At 61.4% G+C, this 13920-nt stretch carries 12 protein-coding genes and 4 tRNA genes; 14 read left to right on the plus strand and 2 right to left on the minus strand.

All coding sequences use genetic code 11. From position 1 onward, the window contains the following. Positions 1 to 103 precede the first annotated feature (103 nt). Entirely contained in the window at positions 104 to 1852 is a 1749-nt protein-coding gene (locus ACF8Q6_RS12325) for a sigma-54-dependent Fis family transcriptional regulator (RefSeq protein ID WP_392491310.1), read from the minus strand. A gap of 223 nt (positions 1853 to 2075) precedes the next feature. Between ACF8Q6_RS12325 and ACF8Q6_RS12330 the strand changes: the two genes are divergently transcribed. Genes ACF8Q6_RS12330 through ACF8Q6_RS12355 form a run of 6 tightly spaced genes read left to right on the plus strand, consistent with a single transcriptional unit; the run spans position 2076 to position 7998 of the window. Beyond that, entirely contained in the window at positions 2076 to 3170 is a 1095-nt protein-coding gene (locus ACF8Q6_RS12330) for an ABC transporter ATP-binding protein (RefSeq protein ID WP_392491311.1), read from the plus strand. Further along, the gene (locus tag ACF8Q6_RS12335) at positions 3170 to 4267 is read left to right on the plus strand and encodes an ABC transporter ATP-binding protein (protein ID WP_392491312.1); all 1098 of its coding nucleotides are present in this window, start codon (positions 3170 to 3172) and stop codon (positions 4265 to 4267) included. The genes ACF8Q6_RS12330 and ACF8Q6_RS12335 overlap by 1 nt, the downstream gene beginning before the upstream one ends. Then, positions 4264 to 5130 (plus strand): carbohydrate ABC transporter permease, encoded by an 867-nt coding sequence (locus ACF8Q6_RS12340; protein WP_392491313.1) that lies wholly within the window; start codon positions 4264 to 4266, stop codon positions 5128 to 5130. The genes ACF8Q6_RS12335 and ACF8Q6_RS12340 overlap by 4 nt, the downstream gene beginning before the upstream one ends. A gap of 3 nt (positions 5131 to 5133) precedes the next feature. Continuing rightward, complete coding sequence (locus ACF8Q6_RS12345; protein WP_003250228.1) at positions 5134 to 5934, plus strand: carbohydrate ABC transporter permease; 801 nt, start codon at positions 5134 to 5136, stop codon at positions 5932 to 5934. Between the two features lie 12 nt (positions 5935 to 5946). Then, positions 5947 to 6219: a DUF2160 domain-containing protein gene (locus ACF8Q6_RS12350; RefSeq protein ID WP_392491314.1), complete on the plus strand. Its 273-nt coding sequence runs from the start codon at positions 5947 to 5949 to the stop codon at positions 6217 to 6219. 39 nt (positions 6220 to 6258) lie between these two features. Beyond that, complete coding sequence (locus ACF8Q6_RS12355) at positions 6259 to 7998, plus strand: carbohydrate ABC transporter substrate-binding protein (RefSeq protein ID WP_392491315.1); 1740 nt, start codon at positions 6259 to 6261, stop codon at positions 7996 to 7998. Positions 7999 to 8140: 142 nt separating this feature from the next. On the opposite strand, the gene folD is transcribed toward ACF8Q6_RS12355, so the two are convergent. After that, the gene (gene folD, locus ACF8Q6_RS12360) at positions 8141 to 8995 is read right to left on the minus strand and encodes a bifunctional methylenetetrahydrofolate dehydrogenase/methenyltetrahydrofolate cyclohydrolase FolD (RefSeq protein WP_003250234.1); all 855 of its coding nucleotides are present in this window, start codon (positions 8993 to 8995) and stop codon (positions 8141 to 8143) included. 269 nt (positions 8996 to 9264) lie between these two features. Here folD and ACF8Q6_RS12365 point away from each other — a divergent pair. The 8 genes from ACF8Q6_RS12365 to clpX all read left to right on the plus strand — a co-directional run bounded on the left by ACF8Q6_RS12365 (position 9265) and on the right by clpX (position 13883). Continuing rightward, positions 9265 to 9341, plus strand: a tRNA-Arg gene (locus ACF8Q6_RS12365). A gap of 41 nt (positions 9342 to 9382) precedes the next feature. Beyond that, a tRNA-His gene (locus ACF8Q6_RS12370) sits at positions 9383 to 9458 on the plus strand. A gap of 52 nt (positions 9459 to 9510) precedes the next feature. Continuing rightward, a tRNA-Leu gene (locus tag ACF8Q6_RS12375) sits at positions 9511 to 9595 on the plus strand. 36 nt (positions 9596 to 9631) lie between these two features. Further along, a tRNA-His gene (locus ACF8Q6_RS12380) sits at positions 9632 to 9707 on the plus strand. Between the two features lie 188 nt (positions 9708 to 9895). Then, positions 9896 to 10195, plus strand: a complete 300-nt coding sequence (locus ACF8Q6_RS12385) for a DUF6388 family protein (protein ID WP_392491249.1) — start codon at positions 9896 to 9898, stop codon at positions 10193 to 10195. Between the two features lie 249 nt (positions 10196 to 10444). Beyond that, entirely contained in the window at positions 10445 to 11758 is a 1314-nt protein-coding gene (gene tig / locus ACF8Q6_RS12390; RefSeq protein WP_014753846.1) for a trigger factor, read from the plus strand. 91 nt (positions 11759 to 11849) lie between these two features. After that, positions 11850 to 12491 carry an ATP-dependent Clp endopeptidase proteolytic subunit ClpP gene (gene clpP / locus ACF8Q6_RS12395; RefSeq protein WP_003259400.1) on the plus strand — a complete coding sequence of 214 codons (642 nt, stop codon included), beginning with the start codon at positions 11850 to 11852 and terminating at the stop codon, positions 12489 to 12491. Positions 12492 to 12599: 108 nt separating this feature from the next. After that, positions 12600 to 13883, plus strand: a complete 1284-nt coding sequence (clpX, locus tag ACF8Q6_RS12400) for an ATP-dependent Clp protease ATP-binding subunit ClpX (RefSeq protein WP_003250242.1) — start codon at positions 12600 to 12602, stop codon at positions 13881 to 13883. Positions 13884 to 13920 lie beyond the last annotated feature (37 nt).

Consider the following 13920-nt stretch of genomic DNA (forward strand, 5'->3'; position numbering starts at 1 on the left):
CCATCAGCGGGCCGTGGTCTTGAGCTGCACGGGGGCACCACCTGCTGTCGATCAGGGGTGGCTTCGAAAACCTGCTGTGCGGCGCGCTTCAGGGCCAATCGATTCATCGCCCACGCAGCCGCTTGTACAGTGTGGTGCGGCTGATACCCAGTCGGCGGGCCACCGCCGACAGGTTGCCATTGGCTTGCTCGACCAGGCTCTGCAGGTCCGTCTCTTCAGTCGCTATCGGCACCGGTGTTTTCGACTCGGCCAGAAAACCCGCTGGAAGGTGCTCGACGCCGACTGGCCCGTTGGCCGCCAGGGCCAACGCCACCTGTAGCACACTCACCAGTTCGCGCAGGTTGCCCGGCCAGGGGTGTTGATCGAACAGGTCGATTATGGCCGGGGGCAGCCGCGCAGGTTGCCCGGGCTCGCGGTAGCGGGCATGCACCTGCTCAATCAGCTGGCGCCGGTCAGCGCGTTCGCGCAGGGGAGGCAGCACCAGTGTCAGGCCGGCGATGCGGTAGTACAGGTCCTGGCGAAAGCGCCCGGCGCGCACTTCTTCGGCCAGGTTGCGATTGCTCGCCGACACCACGCGGATATCCACCGGCACCGGTTCGCCACTGCCCAGCGGCTGGATGCTGCGCGACTGCAGTACGCGCAGCAGGCGGGCCTGGGTGGGCAGTGGCATGTCGCCAATCTCATCCAGAAACAGGATGCCGTGGTCGGCCTTGCGGATCAGCCCCGGGTTGCCCTTGTGGTGGGCGCCGGTGAACGCGCCTTTGTCATAGCCGAACAGTTCCGACTCCACCAGTTCGGCCGGGATCGCCGCACAGTTTACGGCGACCAGCGGCTGCCTGGCGCGGCTGCTGGCCCGGTGAAGGGTGTCGACGAACACTTCTTTGCCTACGCCTGTTTCGCCCTCCACCAACACCGGGATGTCCTTTTCCAATAGCAGGCCGGCTTGTTTCAAGGCTTTTTCCAGGCGCGGCTCGGCGTTGCCGGCTTCGGGGCGTCGAGGGGTTTCGCGTGGGGGGTGCCACTGGCAGTGAAAGCGGTTGCGCCCGGTGGCCTGCAGAGCGAAGGGCTGTTGTCGGGGATGGCTGAGCAGCTGTTGCAGGGGTAACTGGAACAGTTGCTCGATGTTTTGCTGCAGCGGGTCTACGCCGAGCAGGCTATCGGCCCGGTGATTGGCAGCCAACACCTGTCCGCGCTCATCGAACACCAGCAGGCCGGCCCAAGGGCTGTCGAGGTTGTCGGAGGCGCTGTTGAAGATCAGTTGTGCATGCTGGTCAGCATGTTCGGCGAGGATCAGGCGGTTTTCCAGGCTCTGGCCCATCATGCGCACCAGCCCAAGCGTCTGGCTGGCCGGCAGGTAGCCGTCGCTGGCTACATCGAGCACCCCGACCAGCTGCCGTGCGGCGTCGAACAGGGGGGCGGCGGCGCTGGACATGTAGCGGTTCTGACGCAGGAAGTGTTCGTCCTGGCCGACGTGAATCGCTTCGGCGCAAATCAGTGTGGTGCCCAGGGCATTGGTGCCGACGCCACGTTCGTGCCAATGGGCGCCGGCGCTGAAACCATGGTGCTGGCGCGGTTCGATGAAACGCCGCGAGCCCCAGCTGTCGAGCAGGCAGCCGCTGGCATCGGCCAGCATCACCAGGTAGCTGGCGTTACCCAAGAGGTGCGCATAGTGCGGTAGCACTTCCTCGCGGGTCAGGCGTAGCAGGTTTTGGCGCCGCTCCAGCAGGGCGCTGAGCTCGGCGCGGGACAGGCAGTCAAAATCCGGCGCATGCTGCGGCTGCAGGCCGTGGTCGCGGCAGCGGTCCCAGGAAGCCTGGATCAGGCGGGTGTGGGTCGAAGCGGATGCGGCCATGGGCCTGTCCTGTGTGATTGTTGTCATGGGTCGACCGCCGTTCAGTGTTGTTCACGGCTGTTCATTGTCAAACTGGCCAGTGTCCAGTTGTGCAGTGATTGTGTTCACGTGCGCGCCCGCTATTTGCCAGCGCTGCCACCCAGGCCCCGGGCCAGAGCACTGGGGAAGGACTGGCACGGAACTGGCTGTACCCGGCAGACAACAATCACAAAAAGGCCACGCCATGTCCCTGGTGCTGGAGCAGGTCAGCCGTAGCGTCGACAACCAGCCGTGGATCGTCGATGCGACACTGCGTTTCGAGCCCGGTTCGTTCAATGTGCTGCTGGGTCGCACCCTGGCCGGCAAGACCAGCCTGATGCGCCTGATGGCCGGGCTGGACCGTCCGGACCGGGGGCGGGTGCTGATGGATGGCCAGGACGTCACCGGTGTGCCGGTGCGTCAGCGCAATGTGTCGATGGTGTATCAGCAATTCATCAATTACCCGACCTTGAGCGTGTACGAAAACATCGCCTCGCCGCTGCGCCAGGCGCGCATGGCCGAGGACCAGATCCGACGGCGGGTGCAGGAAACTGCCGAGATGCTGCGCATCGAAACCTACCTGCAACGCCTGCCACTGGAGCTCTCCGGTGGCCAGCAGCAACGCACGGCGATGGCCAGGGCACTGGTCAAGGATGCCTCGTTGATCCTCTTCGACGAGCCATTGGTCAACCTCGACTACAAGTTGCGCGAAGGCCTGCGCCAGGAGCTGCGCGAGCTGTTCGCGGCGCGCCATTGCATAGCTGTGTACGCCACCACCGAGCCCAACGAGGCGCTGGCGCTGGGCGGCACCACCACGCTTGTGCACGAAGGCCGTATCGTGCAGAGCGGGCCCACCGCCGAGGTCTATCAGCGCCCCAGCAGCGTGCTGGCTGCCGAGCTGTTTTCCGAGCCGCCGATCAACCTGGTGTCTGGCCGTATCACGGGTAACGAGGTGAGCCTGGCCCAGACCGTGCACTTCGCCCGCAATGCCGACCTGGAGCCGCTGGCCGAGGGTGACTACCGCTTCGGCGTGCGCCCCAGCCATATCGCGCTGGTGCCGGCCCATGACGATGACCTGGAGCTGGCGGTGCTGGTGGAGTTGGCCGAGATCAGTGGGTCAGAAACATTTCTGCATGTGCGCAACGAATACTGGCGCATGGTGCTGCACCTTCCCGGGGTGCACGAATACCAGGTGGACACGCCGATACGCGTGTTCATCCCCACGCACAAGCTGTTCGTTTTCGACAGCGCCGGGGGGTTGGTGCAGGCCCCGGGGTTGCGCCAGGCAAGGAGAGGGTGATGGCCGAAATCCGCCTGCGCCAGCTGGCGCACAGTTACAGCCGCCAGCCCGCCAGCGAGGCAGACTATGCCCTGCACGCACTCGAACATGTGTGGGAGCAGGGCGGTGCCTATGCGTTGCTCGGGCCGTCAGGCTGCGGCAAGTCGACCTTGCTCAATATCATTTCCGGGCTACTGACGCCGTCTCATGGCGAGGTGCTGTTCGACGGCAAGCCGGTCAACCAGCTGTCCCCGCAGGCACGCAATATCGCCCAGGTGTTCCAGTTCCCGGTGGTGTACGACACCATGACGGTGTTCGACAACCTGGCCTTCCCCTTGCGCAACCAGGGGCTCGATGAAGCCCGGGTGCGTGCCCGGGTGGAAGAAATTGCCGAAGTGCTCGAGCTGACTGCCGTGTTGCGCAAGAAAGCACGCAACCTCACCGCCGATGAAAAGCAGAAAGTCTCCATGGGGCGTGGCCTGGTGCGCGATGACGTGTCGGCGATCCTGTTCGACGAGCCGCTGACGGTGATCGACCCGCATCTGAAGTGGAAGCTGCGGCGCAAGCTGAAGCAGATCCATGAGCAGTTCAACATCACCATGATCTACGTCACCCACGACCAGTTGGAGGCCTCGACCTTCGCCGACAAGATCGCGGTGATGCACGGCGGACGCATCGTCCAGTTCGGCACACCGCGCGAGCTGTTCGAGCGACCGCGGCATACGTTCGTCGGTTATTTCATCGGTAGCCCGGGCATGAACTTGATCGACGTGCGTGCCGAGGCGGGCGCGGTGGTGTTCGGCGATGTCCAGTTGGTACTGCCCGATGGCTTGTGCGAGCGCCTGGCTGCACGGGCGGGCGGGCGGCTGCAGGTGGGCATTCGCCCGGAGTTCGTGCAGCTGTGGGACAGCCCGTTCGAGGGTGCCTACCCGGCACGGGTGCTGGACGTCGAAGACCTGGGTACCTATCGCATCGTCACCCTCGAACTGGGCGGTGTCACGCTCAAGGCGAGGCTGGGCGAGGACCGCCCGTTGCCTGTGGACAAGGCTTGGGTCAGCCTGCCGGCCCAGTGGCTGATGCTGTATGTCGACGATGTGCTGCTGGAGGCCGGGCCATGAACAACAAGGTGCCGAACAACAAGGCCTGGTGGCTGGTGCTGCCGGTGTTCCTGCTGGTCGCGTTCAGCGCGGTGGTGCCGATGATGACGGTGGTCAACTACTCGGTGCAAGACATCTTCGACCAGTCCAGCCGCTACTTCGTCGGTGCCGACTGGTACCGCCAGGTACTGCGCGACCCGGCGCTGCACGACGCATTGCTGCGCCAGTTCATTTACTCGGCCTGTGTACTGCTGATCGAAATTCCGTTGGGTATAGGCATCGCCCTGGCCATGCCAACCAAAGGCCGCATGGCCTCGGTGTGCCTGATCGTCATGGCTATCCCGTTGCTGATCCCGTGGAACGTGGTCGGCACTATCTGGCAGATTTTCGGCCGGGCCGACATTGGCCTGCTCGGCGCTTCCCTGGCCAAGCTCGGGGTCAGCTACAACTATGCCGGTGACCCGTTCGACGCCTGGCTCACCGTGCTGGTGATGGATGTGTGGCACTGGACTTCGTTGGTGGCTCTGCTGTGCTATTCGGGGCTGCGTGCGATCCCCGACGTGTACTACCAGGCCGCGCGCATCGATCGGGCCTCGGGCTGGGCGGTGTTTCGCCATATCCAGCTGCCCAAGCTCAAGAACGTGCTGGTGATCGCGTTGATGCTGCGCTTCATGGACAGTTTCATGATCTACACCGAGCCGTTCGTGCTGACCGGCGGCGGGCCAGGTAATGCGACCACGTTCCTCAGCCAGACCCTCACGCGTATGGCCGTAGGGCAGTTCGACCTGGGGCCGGCGGCAGCGTTTTCACTGGTGTACTTCCTGATCATCCTGCTGGTGTCGTGGCTGTTCTACACAGCCATGGCCCATGCCGACAAGGACTAGGCCATGAGCACACGCAAATCAATGGCCCTGCTGCTGTACTTCTTCTTCCTGCTGGTGCCGATCTACTGGTTGCTGAACATGTCGTTCAAGAGCAACGCCGAGATCCTTGGCGGCCTGACCCTGTGGCCGCAGGCGTTCACGCTCGACAACTACCGAGTGATCTTCACCGACGCCAGCTGGTACAGCGGCTACATCAACTCGCTGTACTACGTGTGCTTGAACACGCTGATTTCACTGCTTGTGGCGTTGCCCGCGGCCTATGCGTTCTCGCGCTACCGCTTTCTCGGCGACCGCCACCTGTTCTTCTGGCTGCTGACCAACCGCATGGCGCCACCAGCGGTGTTCCTGCTGCCGTTCTTCCAGTTGTACTCGTCGATCGGGCTGTTCGATACCCACATTGCCGTGGCGCTGGCCCATTGCCTGTTCAACGTACCGCTGGCGGTGTGGATCCTGGAGGGTTTCATGTCGGGCGTGCCAAGGGAAATCGACGAAACCGCCTACATCGACGGCTACAGTTTTCCACGCTTCTTCGTGAAGATCTTCATACCGCTGATTGGCTCCGGCATCGGCGTCACGGCGTTTTTCTGTTTCATGTTCTCCTGGGTCGAACTGCTGCTGGCGCGCACCCTGACCTCGGTGAATGCCAAGCCGATTGCCGCGGTGATGACCCGCACGGTGTCGGCATCGGGCATCGACTGGGGTGTGCTGGCGGCGGCGGGGGTGCTGACCATCTTGCCGGGCATGCTGGTGATCTGGTTCGTGCGCAATCATGTGGCCAAGGGCTTCGCCCTGGGCCGGGTGTGAGGAGGGCAACGCATGGATTGGATGGCCTGGACCCTGCCGACAGCGCTGTTCTTCGTTGCTGTGGGCCTGTTGTTGCTGGGCATGACATTGCTTGAACTGCGTCGCCCCTGCGTAGAGCGACGGGGCTTTTTGCCGCTGGTCACCAGCCGTGGTGACCGTTTGTTCATCGGCCTGCTGGCCAGCGCCTACCTGCACCTGCTGGTGGTCGGTGTCAGCGACTGGCCATTGTGGGTGGCCTCGCTGCTGTCGCTGGCGTGGCTGGCGGTGGTGTTGCGCTGGGGCTGAGCAAGCGGCCCTGTGGGATAACTGAAACGGGAGATCACAATGTTCGACAACAAACACAACAGGCGACATTTGACCCTGGCCGCGTTGCTGGTGCTGGCCAGCGTGCAAGGCACAGCCTGGGCCGACCAGTACGAAGAGGCGGCAAAGAAATGGATCGGCAGCGAGTTCAAGCCTTCGACCCTTACCCCCGAACAGCAGTTGGCCGAATTGCAGTGGTTCATCAAAGCAGCCGAGCCGTTTCGCGGGATGAAGATCAACGTTGTGTCGGAAACCATCACCACCCATGAATACGAATCCAAGGTGCTGGCCAAGGCTTTCAGTGAGATCACCGGCATCCAGCTGACCCACGACCTGCTGCAGGAAGGCGACGTGGTGGAAAAACTGCAGACGCAGATGCAGTCGGACAAGAACATCTATGACGGCTGGGTCAACGACTCCGACCTGATCGGTACGCACTTTCGCTACGGCAAAGTGGAATCGATCACCGACCTGATGGCCAACGAGGGCAAAGCCTACACCTCGCCGACCCTCGACCTGAAGGATTTCATCGGTATTTCCTTCACCACCGCGCCCGATGGCAAGGTCTACCAATTGCCCGACCAGCAGTTCGCCAACCTGTACTGGTTCCGCGCCGACTGGTTCGAACGGCCTGAGTTGAAGGCCAGGTTCAAAGAGAAGTACGGCTATGAACTGGGAGTGCCAGTGAACTGGTCGGCGTACGAGGACATTGCCAAGTTCTTCACCGAAGACGTCAAGGAGATCGACGGCAAGCGCGTCTACGGGCACATGGACTACGGAAAGAAAGACCCGTCACTGGGCTGGCGCTTCACCGACGCCTGGTTCTCGATGGCCGGCGGCGGCGACAAGGGCCTGCCCAATGGTTTGCCGGTCGATGAATGGGGCATTCGCGTGGAGGACTGCCATCCGGTGGGTTCCAGCGTGACCCGCGGCGGCGATACCAATGGGCCGGCCGCCGTCTATGCCACGCAGAAGTACGTGGACTGGATGCGTGCTTACGCGCCCAAGGAAGCGCAGGGCATGACATTCTCCGAAGCCGGCCCCGTGCCGGCGCAAGGCAACATTGCCCAGCAGATATTCTGGTACACCGCGTTCACCGCCGACATGACGAAGCCCGGCTTGCCGGTTGTGAATGCCGACGGCACGCCGAAGTGGCGCATGGCGCCTTCACCGAAGGGGCCATACTGGGAAGAGGGTATGAAACTCGGCTACCAGGACACCGGCTCGTGGACCTTCTTCAAGTCCACCCCCGAGAAGCAACGCCTGGCGGCGTGGCTGTACGCCCAGTTCGTCACCTCAAAGACCGTATCGCTGAAAAAGACCATCGTCGGCCTGACGCCGATTCGTGAGTCGGACATCAACTCCCAGGCCATGACCGAGTTGGCGCCCAAGCTCGGTGGGCTGGTGGAGTTCTATCGCAGCCCTGCGCGGGTGCAGTGGACGCCGACCGGCACCAACGTGCCGGACTACCCGCGGTTGGCGCAATTGTGGTGGAGCCATATCGCCGAAGTCGCCAGTGGCGAAAAGACCCCGCAGCAAGCCCTGGATGGGCTGGCCCGCGACCAGGACCGCATGATGGAGCGCCTGCAACGCTCCAATGCCCAGGCGACGTGTGCGCCCAAGTTGAATCCGGAGAAGGACGCCCAGTACTGGTTCGACCAGCCGGGTGCGCCGAAAGCCAAGCTGGCCAACGAAAAGCCCATGGGCGAGACCGTCAGCTACAACGAACTGCTGAAGTCCTGGGAGGCGGCCAGGAAGTGATCGGCTGAACACCGTGGTGGCTTCCCTCGCCCCCTGGGGGCGGACAACCGCTTGCAAGAGCAGGCTCGTCCGCGAAGAGGTCATTCGTCACGGGCAAAAAAAACGGCACCTGCAAAAGGTGCCGTTTTCGCATCACGCGGTATTACTTGTGCAGCTCTTCTGCCGCGTACAGCGTGTTCTCCAGCAGGCATGCCCGGGTCATCGGCCCGACGCCGCCCGGCACCGGTGTGATCCAGCCGGCGCGGGGCAGGGCAGTCTCGTAGACCACGTCGCCGACCAGCTTGCCGTCTTCCTGGCGGTTGATGCCCACATCGATGACGATGGCGCCTTCCTTGACCCACTCACCCTTGACCAGGCCCGGCTTGCCGGCAGCCACGACCACCAGGTCGGCACGCCCGACATGGCCGGCCAGGTCCTTGGTGAAGCGATGGCAGACGGTCACGGTGCAGCCGGCCAGCAGCAGTTCCATGGCCATCGGGCGGCCAACGATGTTGGACGCGCCGACGATCACCGCGTTCATGCCGTACAGGTCCTGACCGGTGCTTTCCAGCAGGGTCATGATGCCTTTCGGTGTGCACGGGCGCAGCAGTGGAATACGCTGGGCCAGGCGGCCGATGTTGTACGGATGGAAGCCGTCCACATCCTTGTCCGGGCGAATGCGCTCGAGCAGCAACGAGGCATCCAGGTGCGCCGGCAGCGGCAGTTGCAGCAGGATGCCGTCGACGGCCGGGTCGTCATTGAGACGGTCGATCAGCTCGGTCAGGGCTTGTTGCGTGGTCTCGCTGGGCAGGTCGAAAGCCTGCGAAATGAAGCCGACCTCTTCGCAGTCCTTGCGCTTGTGCGAGACATAGACTTGGGAGGCGGGGTCGGTGCCGACCAGGATCACTGCCAGGCCCGGCGTACGCAGGCCTTGCTGGCGACGCTCCACGACACGTTGAGCGATCTGCTGGCGCAGGCTGGCGGCGATAGCCTTGCCATCGATTAGGTGTGCAGTCATAGACGCGTGATTAACCATCGAGAAGGAACAATAAAGAACGTGCATTCTCGCACGACATGGGCCAAGGGCAAAGGCGGGTGGTCGGGCAAATCCCCTAACCCCTTAAATAATTTAAATTTTTTCGAAAAAGGTGTTGACGACTTTCGGGGTCGACTATAAGATTCGCCGCACTTGTCGGGCACAGCCTAGCACTGGTTGGCTAAGTCGGGCAGAATGAGTGGTTTAACAGTTCCTTGTTAGCGTCTCGTTCGGTTAGGCTTCAAGCTTAAGCGCCCGTAGCTCAGCTGGATAGAGCATCCGCCTTCTAAGCGGATGGTCGCAGGTTCGAGTCCTGCCGGGTGCGCCATTAGGCAGCTTTGGCAAGCAAGTAGGCTGTAATGCAATATGGTGGGCGTAGCTCAGTTGGTAGAGCGCTGGATTGTGATTCCAGTTGTCGTGGGTTCGATTCCCATCGTCCACCCCATATTTTTCAAGGGCGCCTCGATAGCATCTGGCGCCTTTGTTTTAAGCGTTACGCGGACGTGGTGAAATTGGTAGACACACTGGATTTAGGTTCCAGCGGCGCAAGCTGTAAGAGTTCGAGTCTCTTCGTCCGCACCATGCTTCTGTAAGGTTGTACCGCAAGACCGCAATATGGTGGGCGTAGCTCAGTTGGTAGAGCGCTGGATTGTGATTCCAGTTGTCGTGGGTTCGATTCCCATCGTCCACCCCATATTCCTGAAAGGCGCCTTGATCGTGAGATCGGGCGCCTTTTTGTTTTGGGGCTGCGTAGCGGTGATGAGCCGCGCCCCAGCCAAAACAGCTCCTGCCCCTTGTAATCCACTGGTGGCACCCCAATAAAAGCTGTTAGATTTCAGCCGGTTGAAACACCGGCCCGTTTGGCCGGCAAAGGACACCACGATGATTGCAAAAGAAGCCCGTCAGGCTCTGGCGCTGCAGCGCTTTGCCGACGCCAATCCGCAGTTGCTCGAGGAGATCCGCGAGCTGGATGCGCGTGAGCAGGCCCGGCAAATCGAGTGGGCGTTCGAGGATGCCGCCGAGGAACAGGGTATCGAGCCTTGGGAGCTGGCGCTGCAATTGATTGCTGAGTCCCCGGAGCAGTTGCAGGCCATGCGCCTGGAAACGCACCGTGAAGTGGCCGAGGCGCTGGGGCTGGAGTGGGAGGAATACTGCCAGTTCAACGACATTGATCCTCAATAAAGGAGGCGAATGCGTTGCGGGTAGTTGTTTGACAAAGTATTTCGGCTGCAGGCCGCCCTCCGGCACCGTGCAGCTCCTGTTGGAAGCAGGCCTGGCGCTGTGCCGTGCGGGCCTTGAAAGTTAATCGACCGGCGTTGTTTTCAGTCGTCCCGTGTGGGGTGACTTCTGCTGCGTGACTCACTAGAATGTTTGCCCTTGATTCTGGAGTCGGGCTAACGCCGGCTAACGTCTGTGCAACGAGGAATATCCATGCAAGTTTCTGTTGAAAACACTTCCGCTCTCGAGCGCCGCATGACCATCGCCGTTCCGGCCGAGCGCGTCGAGAACGAAGTCAACAAGCGTCTGCAGCAGACTGCCAAGCGCGCCAAGATTGCGGGCTTCCGTCCTGGTAAGGTACCGATGACCGTGATCCGTCAGCGTTTCGAGGCGGACGCCCGTCAAGAGGCTTTCGGTGACCTGGTCCAGGCTTCCTTCTACGAAGCCATCGTCGAGCAGAAGCTGAACCCGGCTGGCGCCCCGGCTGTAGAGCCCAAGTCCTTCGAAAAGGGCAAGGATCTGGAGTTCGTCGCCATCTTCGAAGTGTTCCCTGAGTTCACTGTTGCGGGCCTCGAGTCGATCAAGGTCGAGCGCCTGAGCGCCGAAGTGGCTGACAGTGACCTGGACAACATGCTGGAAGTGCTGCGCAAGCAGAACACCCGCTTCGAGGCCGTTGAGCGCGCTGCGCAGAATGACGACCAGGTCAACATCGACTTCGTCGGCAAGGTCGACGGTGAAGCGTTTGCCGGTGGTTCGGCCAAGGGCACCCTGCTGGTGCTGGGCTCCGGCCGCATGATCCCAGGCTTCGAAGAGGGCCTGGTAGGCGCCAAGGCTGGCGAAGAGCGCGTTGTCAACGTGACCTTCCCAGAGGACTATCAGAACCTGGACCTGGCTGGCAAAGCCGCCGAGTTCACCATCACCGTCAACAGCGTTTCGGCACCTGTACTGCCAGAACTGAACGAAGAGTTCTTCGCCCAGTTCGGCATCAAGGAATCGACGCTGGAAGGCTTCCGCGCCGAAGTTCGCAAGAACATGGAGCGTGAGCTGCGTCAGGCGATCAAGACCAAGGTCAAGAACCAGGTCATGGACGGTCTGCTGGCCGCCAACCCGATCGAAGTGCCAAAGGCCCTGCTGGAAAACGAAGTCAACCGTCTGCGCGTACAGGCTGTTCAGCAGTTTGGTGGCAACATCAAGCCTGAGCAGCTGCCAGTCGAGCTGTTCGAAGAGCAAGCCAAGCGCCGCGTCGTGCTGGGCCTGATCGTGGCCGAAGTGGTCAAGCAGTTCGAGCTGAAGCCGGACGACGCCAAGGTTCGCGAGATGATCGAAGAAATGGCTTCGGCTTACCAAGAACCTGAGCAGGTCATCGCCTGGTACTACAAGAACGACCAGCAACTGAACGAAGTGCGTTCGGTTGTGCTGGAAGAACAAGTTGTAGATACTGTTCTGCAGAAAGCGACTGTGACCGACAAATCGGTCTCGTACGAAGAAGCCGTCAAACCAGCCGAGGCGCCTGCCGCTGCTGAGTAACGGTCTTCTCTCGTAGGAAACCTCCACAAGCCAGCCTTCGAGCTGGCTTGTGCGTATTCAAGCCATGACTATTTGGGAGTGAGCGCAGGACATGTCCCGCAATTCTTATATTCAGCAGAGCTCTGACATCCAGGCCGCAGGCGGCCTGGTCCCGATGGTTATCGAGCAGTCCGCCCGTGGCGAACGCGCTTACGACATCTACTCGCGCCTGTTGAAGGAGCGAGTGATCTTCCTGGTTGGCCCGGTAGAGGACTACATGGCCAACCTCGTCGTTGCGCAACTGCTGTTCCTTGAGGCGGAAAACCCGGACAAGGATATCCATCTGTACATCAACTCGCCGGGCGGTTCCGTCACCGCCGGCATGTCGATCTACGACACCATGCAGTTCATCAAGCCGGACGTTTCGACCATCTGCATCGGCCAGGCCTGCAGCATGGGCGCCTTCCTGCTGGCGGCAGGTGCCAAGGGCAAGCGTCATTGCCTGCCTAACTCGCGCGTGATGATCCACCAGCCGCTGGGCGGCTTCCAGGGTCAGGCCACCGATATCGAGATCCACGCCCAGGAAATCCTCAATATCAAGGCTCGTCTGAACGAGTTGCTGGCCTATCACACCGGCCAGGATCTCGAAACCATCAAGCGTGACACCGAGCGTGACAACTTCATGAGCGCCTCGCGCGCAGCCGAGTACGGCCTGATCGACTCGGTCTATGACAAGCGGCAACTGGCCTCCTGAACCGGGGGGTCAGAGCAGGTGGGCGTCGAAAGCGCCTACCTGCGGACTTGAAAAAGCCCGCAATTGCCTTCATCTTGTGTTGCAAGCCTACCGGATTGGATCGATCGAATGACTGACACCCGTAACGGCGAGGACAGCGGCAAATTGCTTTATTGCTCCTTCTGCGGCAAAAGCCAGCACGAAGTGCGCAAACTGATTGCCGGGCCCTCGGTATTTATCTGCGACGAGTGCGTCGACCTGTGCAACGACATCATCCGTGAGGAGGTGCAGGAAGCCCAGGCCGAGAGCAGCGCGCACAAATTGCCTTCGCCGAAAGAAATCAGCGGCATCCTGGACCAGTACGTGATTGGTCAGGAGCGCGCGAAGAAGGTGCTGGCCGTAGCGGTGTACAACCACTACAAGCGCCTGAACCAGCGTGACAAGAAGGGTGACGAAGTCGAACTGGGCAAGAGCAACATCCTGCTCATCGGGCCGACCGGCTCGGGTAAGACCCTGCTCGCCGAAACCCTGGCACGCCTGTTGAACGTACCGTTTACCATTGCTGACGCCACCACCCTGACCGAAGCCGGTTATGTGGGTGAGGACGTCGAAAACATCATCCAGAAGCTGTTGCAGAAGTGCGACTACGACGTGGAAAAGGCCCAGATGGGCATTGTCTACATCGACGAAATCGACAAGATCTCGCGCAAGTCGGACAACCCGTCCATTACCCGTGATGTCTCGGGCGAGGGCGTGCAGCAGGCACTGCTGAAGCTGATCGAAGGCACCGTGGCCTCGGTCCCGCCGCAAGGCGGCCGCAAGCACCCGCAACAGGAATTCCTGCAGGTTGATACCCGCAACATCCTGTTCATCTGCGGTGGTGCGTTCTCGGGCCTGGAAAAGGTCATCCAGAACCGCTCCACCAAAGGCGGCATCGGTTTTGGTGCCGAAGTGCGCAGCAAGGAAGAGGGCAAGAAGGTTGGTGAGTCCCTGCGTGAGGTCGAGCCGGACGATCTGGTCAAGTTTGGCCTGATTCCGGAATTCGTCGGCCGCCTGCCGGTACTGGCTACCCTCGACGAGCTGGATGAGGCTGCGTTGATGCAGATCCTCACCGAGCCGAAGAATGCCCTGACCAAGCAGTATGCCAAGCTGTTCGAGATGGAAAGCGTCGACCTCGAGTTCCGCAGCGATGCGCTCAAGGCCGTTGCACGCAAGGCCCTGGAGCGCAAGACTGGCGCTCGTGGCCTGCGTTCGATCCTCGAAGGCGTGCTGCTCGATACCATGTATGAGATTCCTTCGAAAAAGGATGTCAGCAAGGTGGTTATCGACGAGAGCGTCATTGAAGGTACCTCGCAGCCGCTGATGATTTACGAAAACAGCGAACCGCAAGCCAAAGCCGCGCCAGACGCCTGATTCAGGCAATGGCCGGTTCTCGATTGCAAGCAAGAAG

The organism is Pseudomonas sp. GLN_2, from assembly GCF_043106005.1.
Lineage (GTDB): Bacteria > Pseudomonadota > Gammaproteobacteria > Pseudomonadales > Pseudomonadaceae > Aquipseudomonas > Aquipseudomonas alloputida.

Coding starts and splice junctions, on each gene's coding strand:
- ACF8Q6_RS12355 (WP_392491315.1), top strand. CDS start 6,259: ATGTTCGACAACAAACACAACAGGCGACATTTGACCCTGGCCGCGTTG.
- ACF8Q6_RS12330 (WP_392491311.1), top strand. CDS start 2,076: ATGTCCCTGGTGCTGGAGCAGGTCAGCCGTAGCGTCGACAACCAGCCG.
- ACF8Q6_RS12350 (WP_392491314.1), top strand. CDS start 5,947: ATGGATTGGATGGCCTGGACCCTGCCGACAGCGCTGTTCTTCGTTGCT.
- tig (WP_014753846.1), top strand. CDS start 10,445: ATGCAAGTTTCTGTTGAAAACACTTCCGCTCTCGAGCGCCGCATGACC.
- clpX (WP_003250242.1), top strand. CDS start 12,600: ATGACTGACACCCGTAACGGCGAGGACAGCGGCAAATTGCTTTATTGC.
- ACF8Q6_RS12325 (WP_392491310.1), bottom strand. CDS start 1,852: ATGGCCGCATCCGCTTCGACCCACACCCGCCTGATCCAGGCTTCCTGG.
- ACF8Q6_RS12345 (WP_003250228.1), top strand. CDS start 5,134: ATGAGCACACGCAAATCAATGGCCCTGCTGCTGTACTTCTTCTTCCTG.
- ACF8Q6_RS12385 (WP_392491249.1), top strand. CDS start 9,896: ATGATTGCAAAAGAAGCCCGTCAGGCTCTGGCGCTGCAGCGCTTTGCC.
- ACF8Q6_RS12335 (WP_392491312.1), top strand. CDS start 3,170: ATGGCCGAAATCCGCCTGCGCCAGCTGGCGCACAGTTACAGCCGCCAG.
- folD (WP_003250234.1), bottom strand. CDS start 8,995: ATGACTGCACACCTAATCGATGGCAAGGCTATCGCCGCCAGCCTGCGC.
- ACF8Q6_RS12340 (WP_392491313.1), top strand. CDS start 4,264: ATGAACAACAAGGTGCCGAACAACAAGGCCTGGTGGCTGGTGCTGCCG.
- clpP (WP_003259400.1), top strand. CDS start 11,850: ATGTCCCGCAATTCTTATATTCAGCAGAGCTCTGACATCCAGGCCGCA.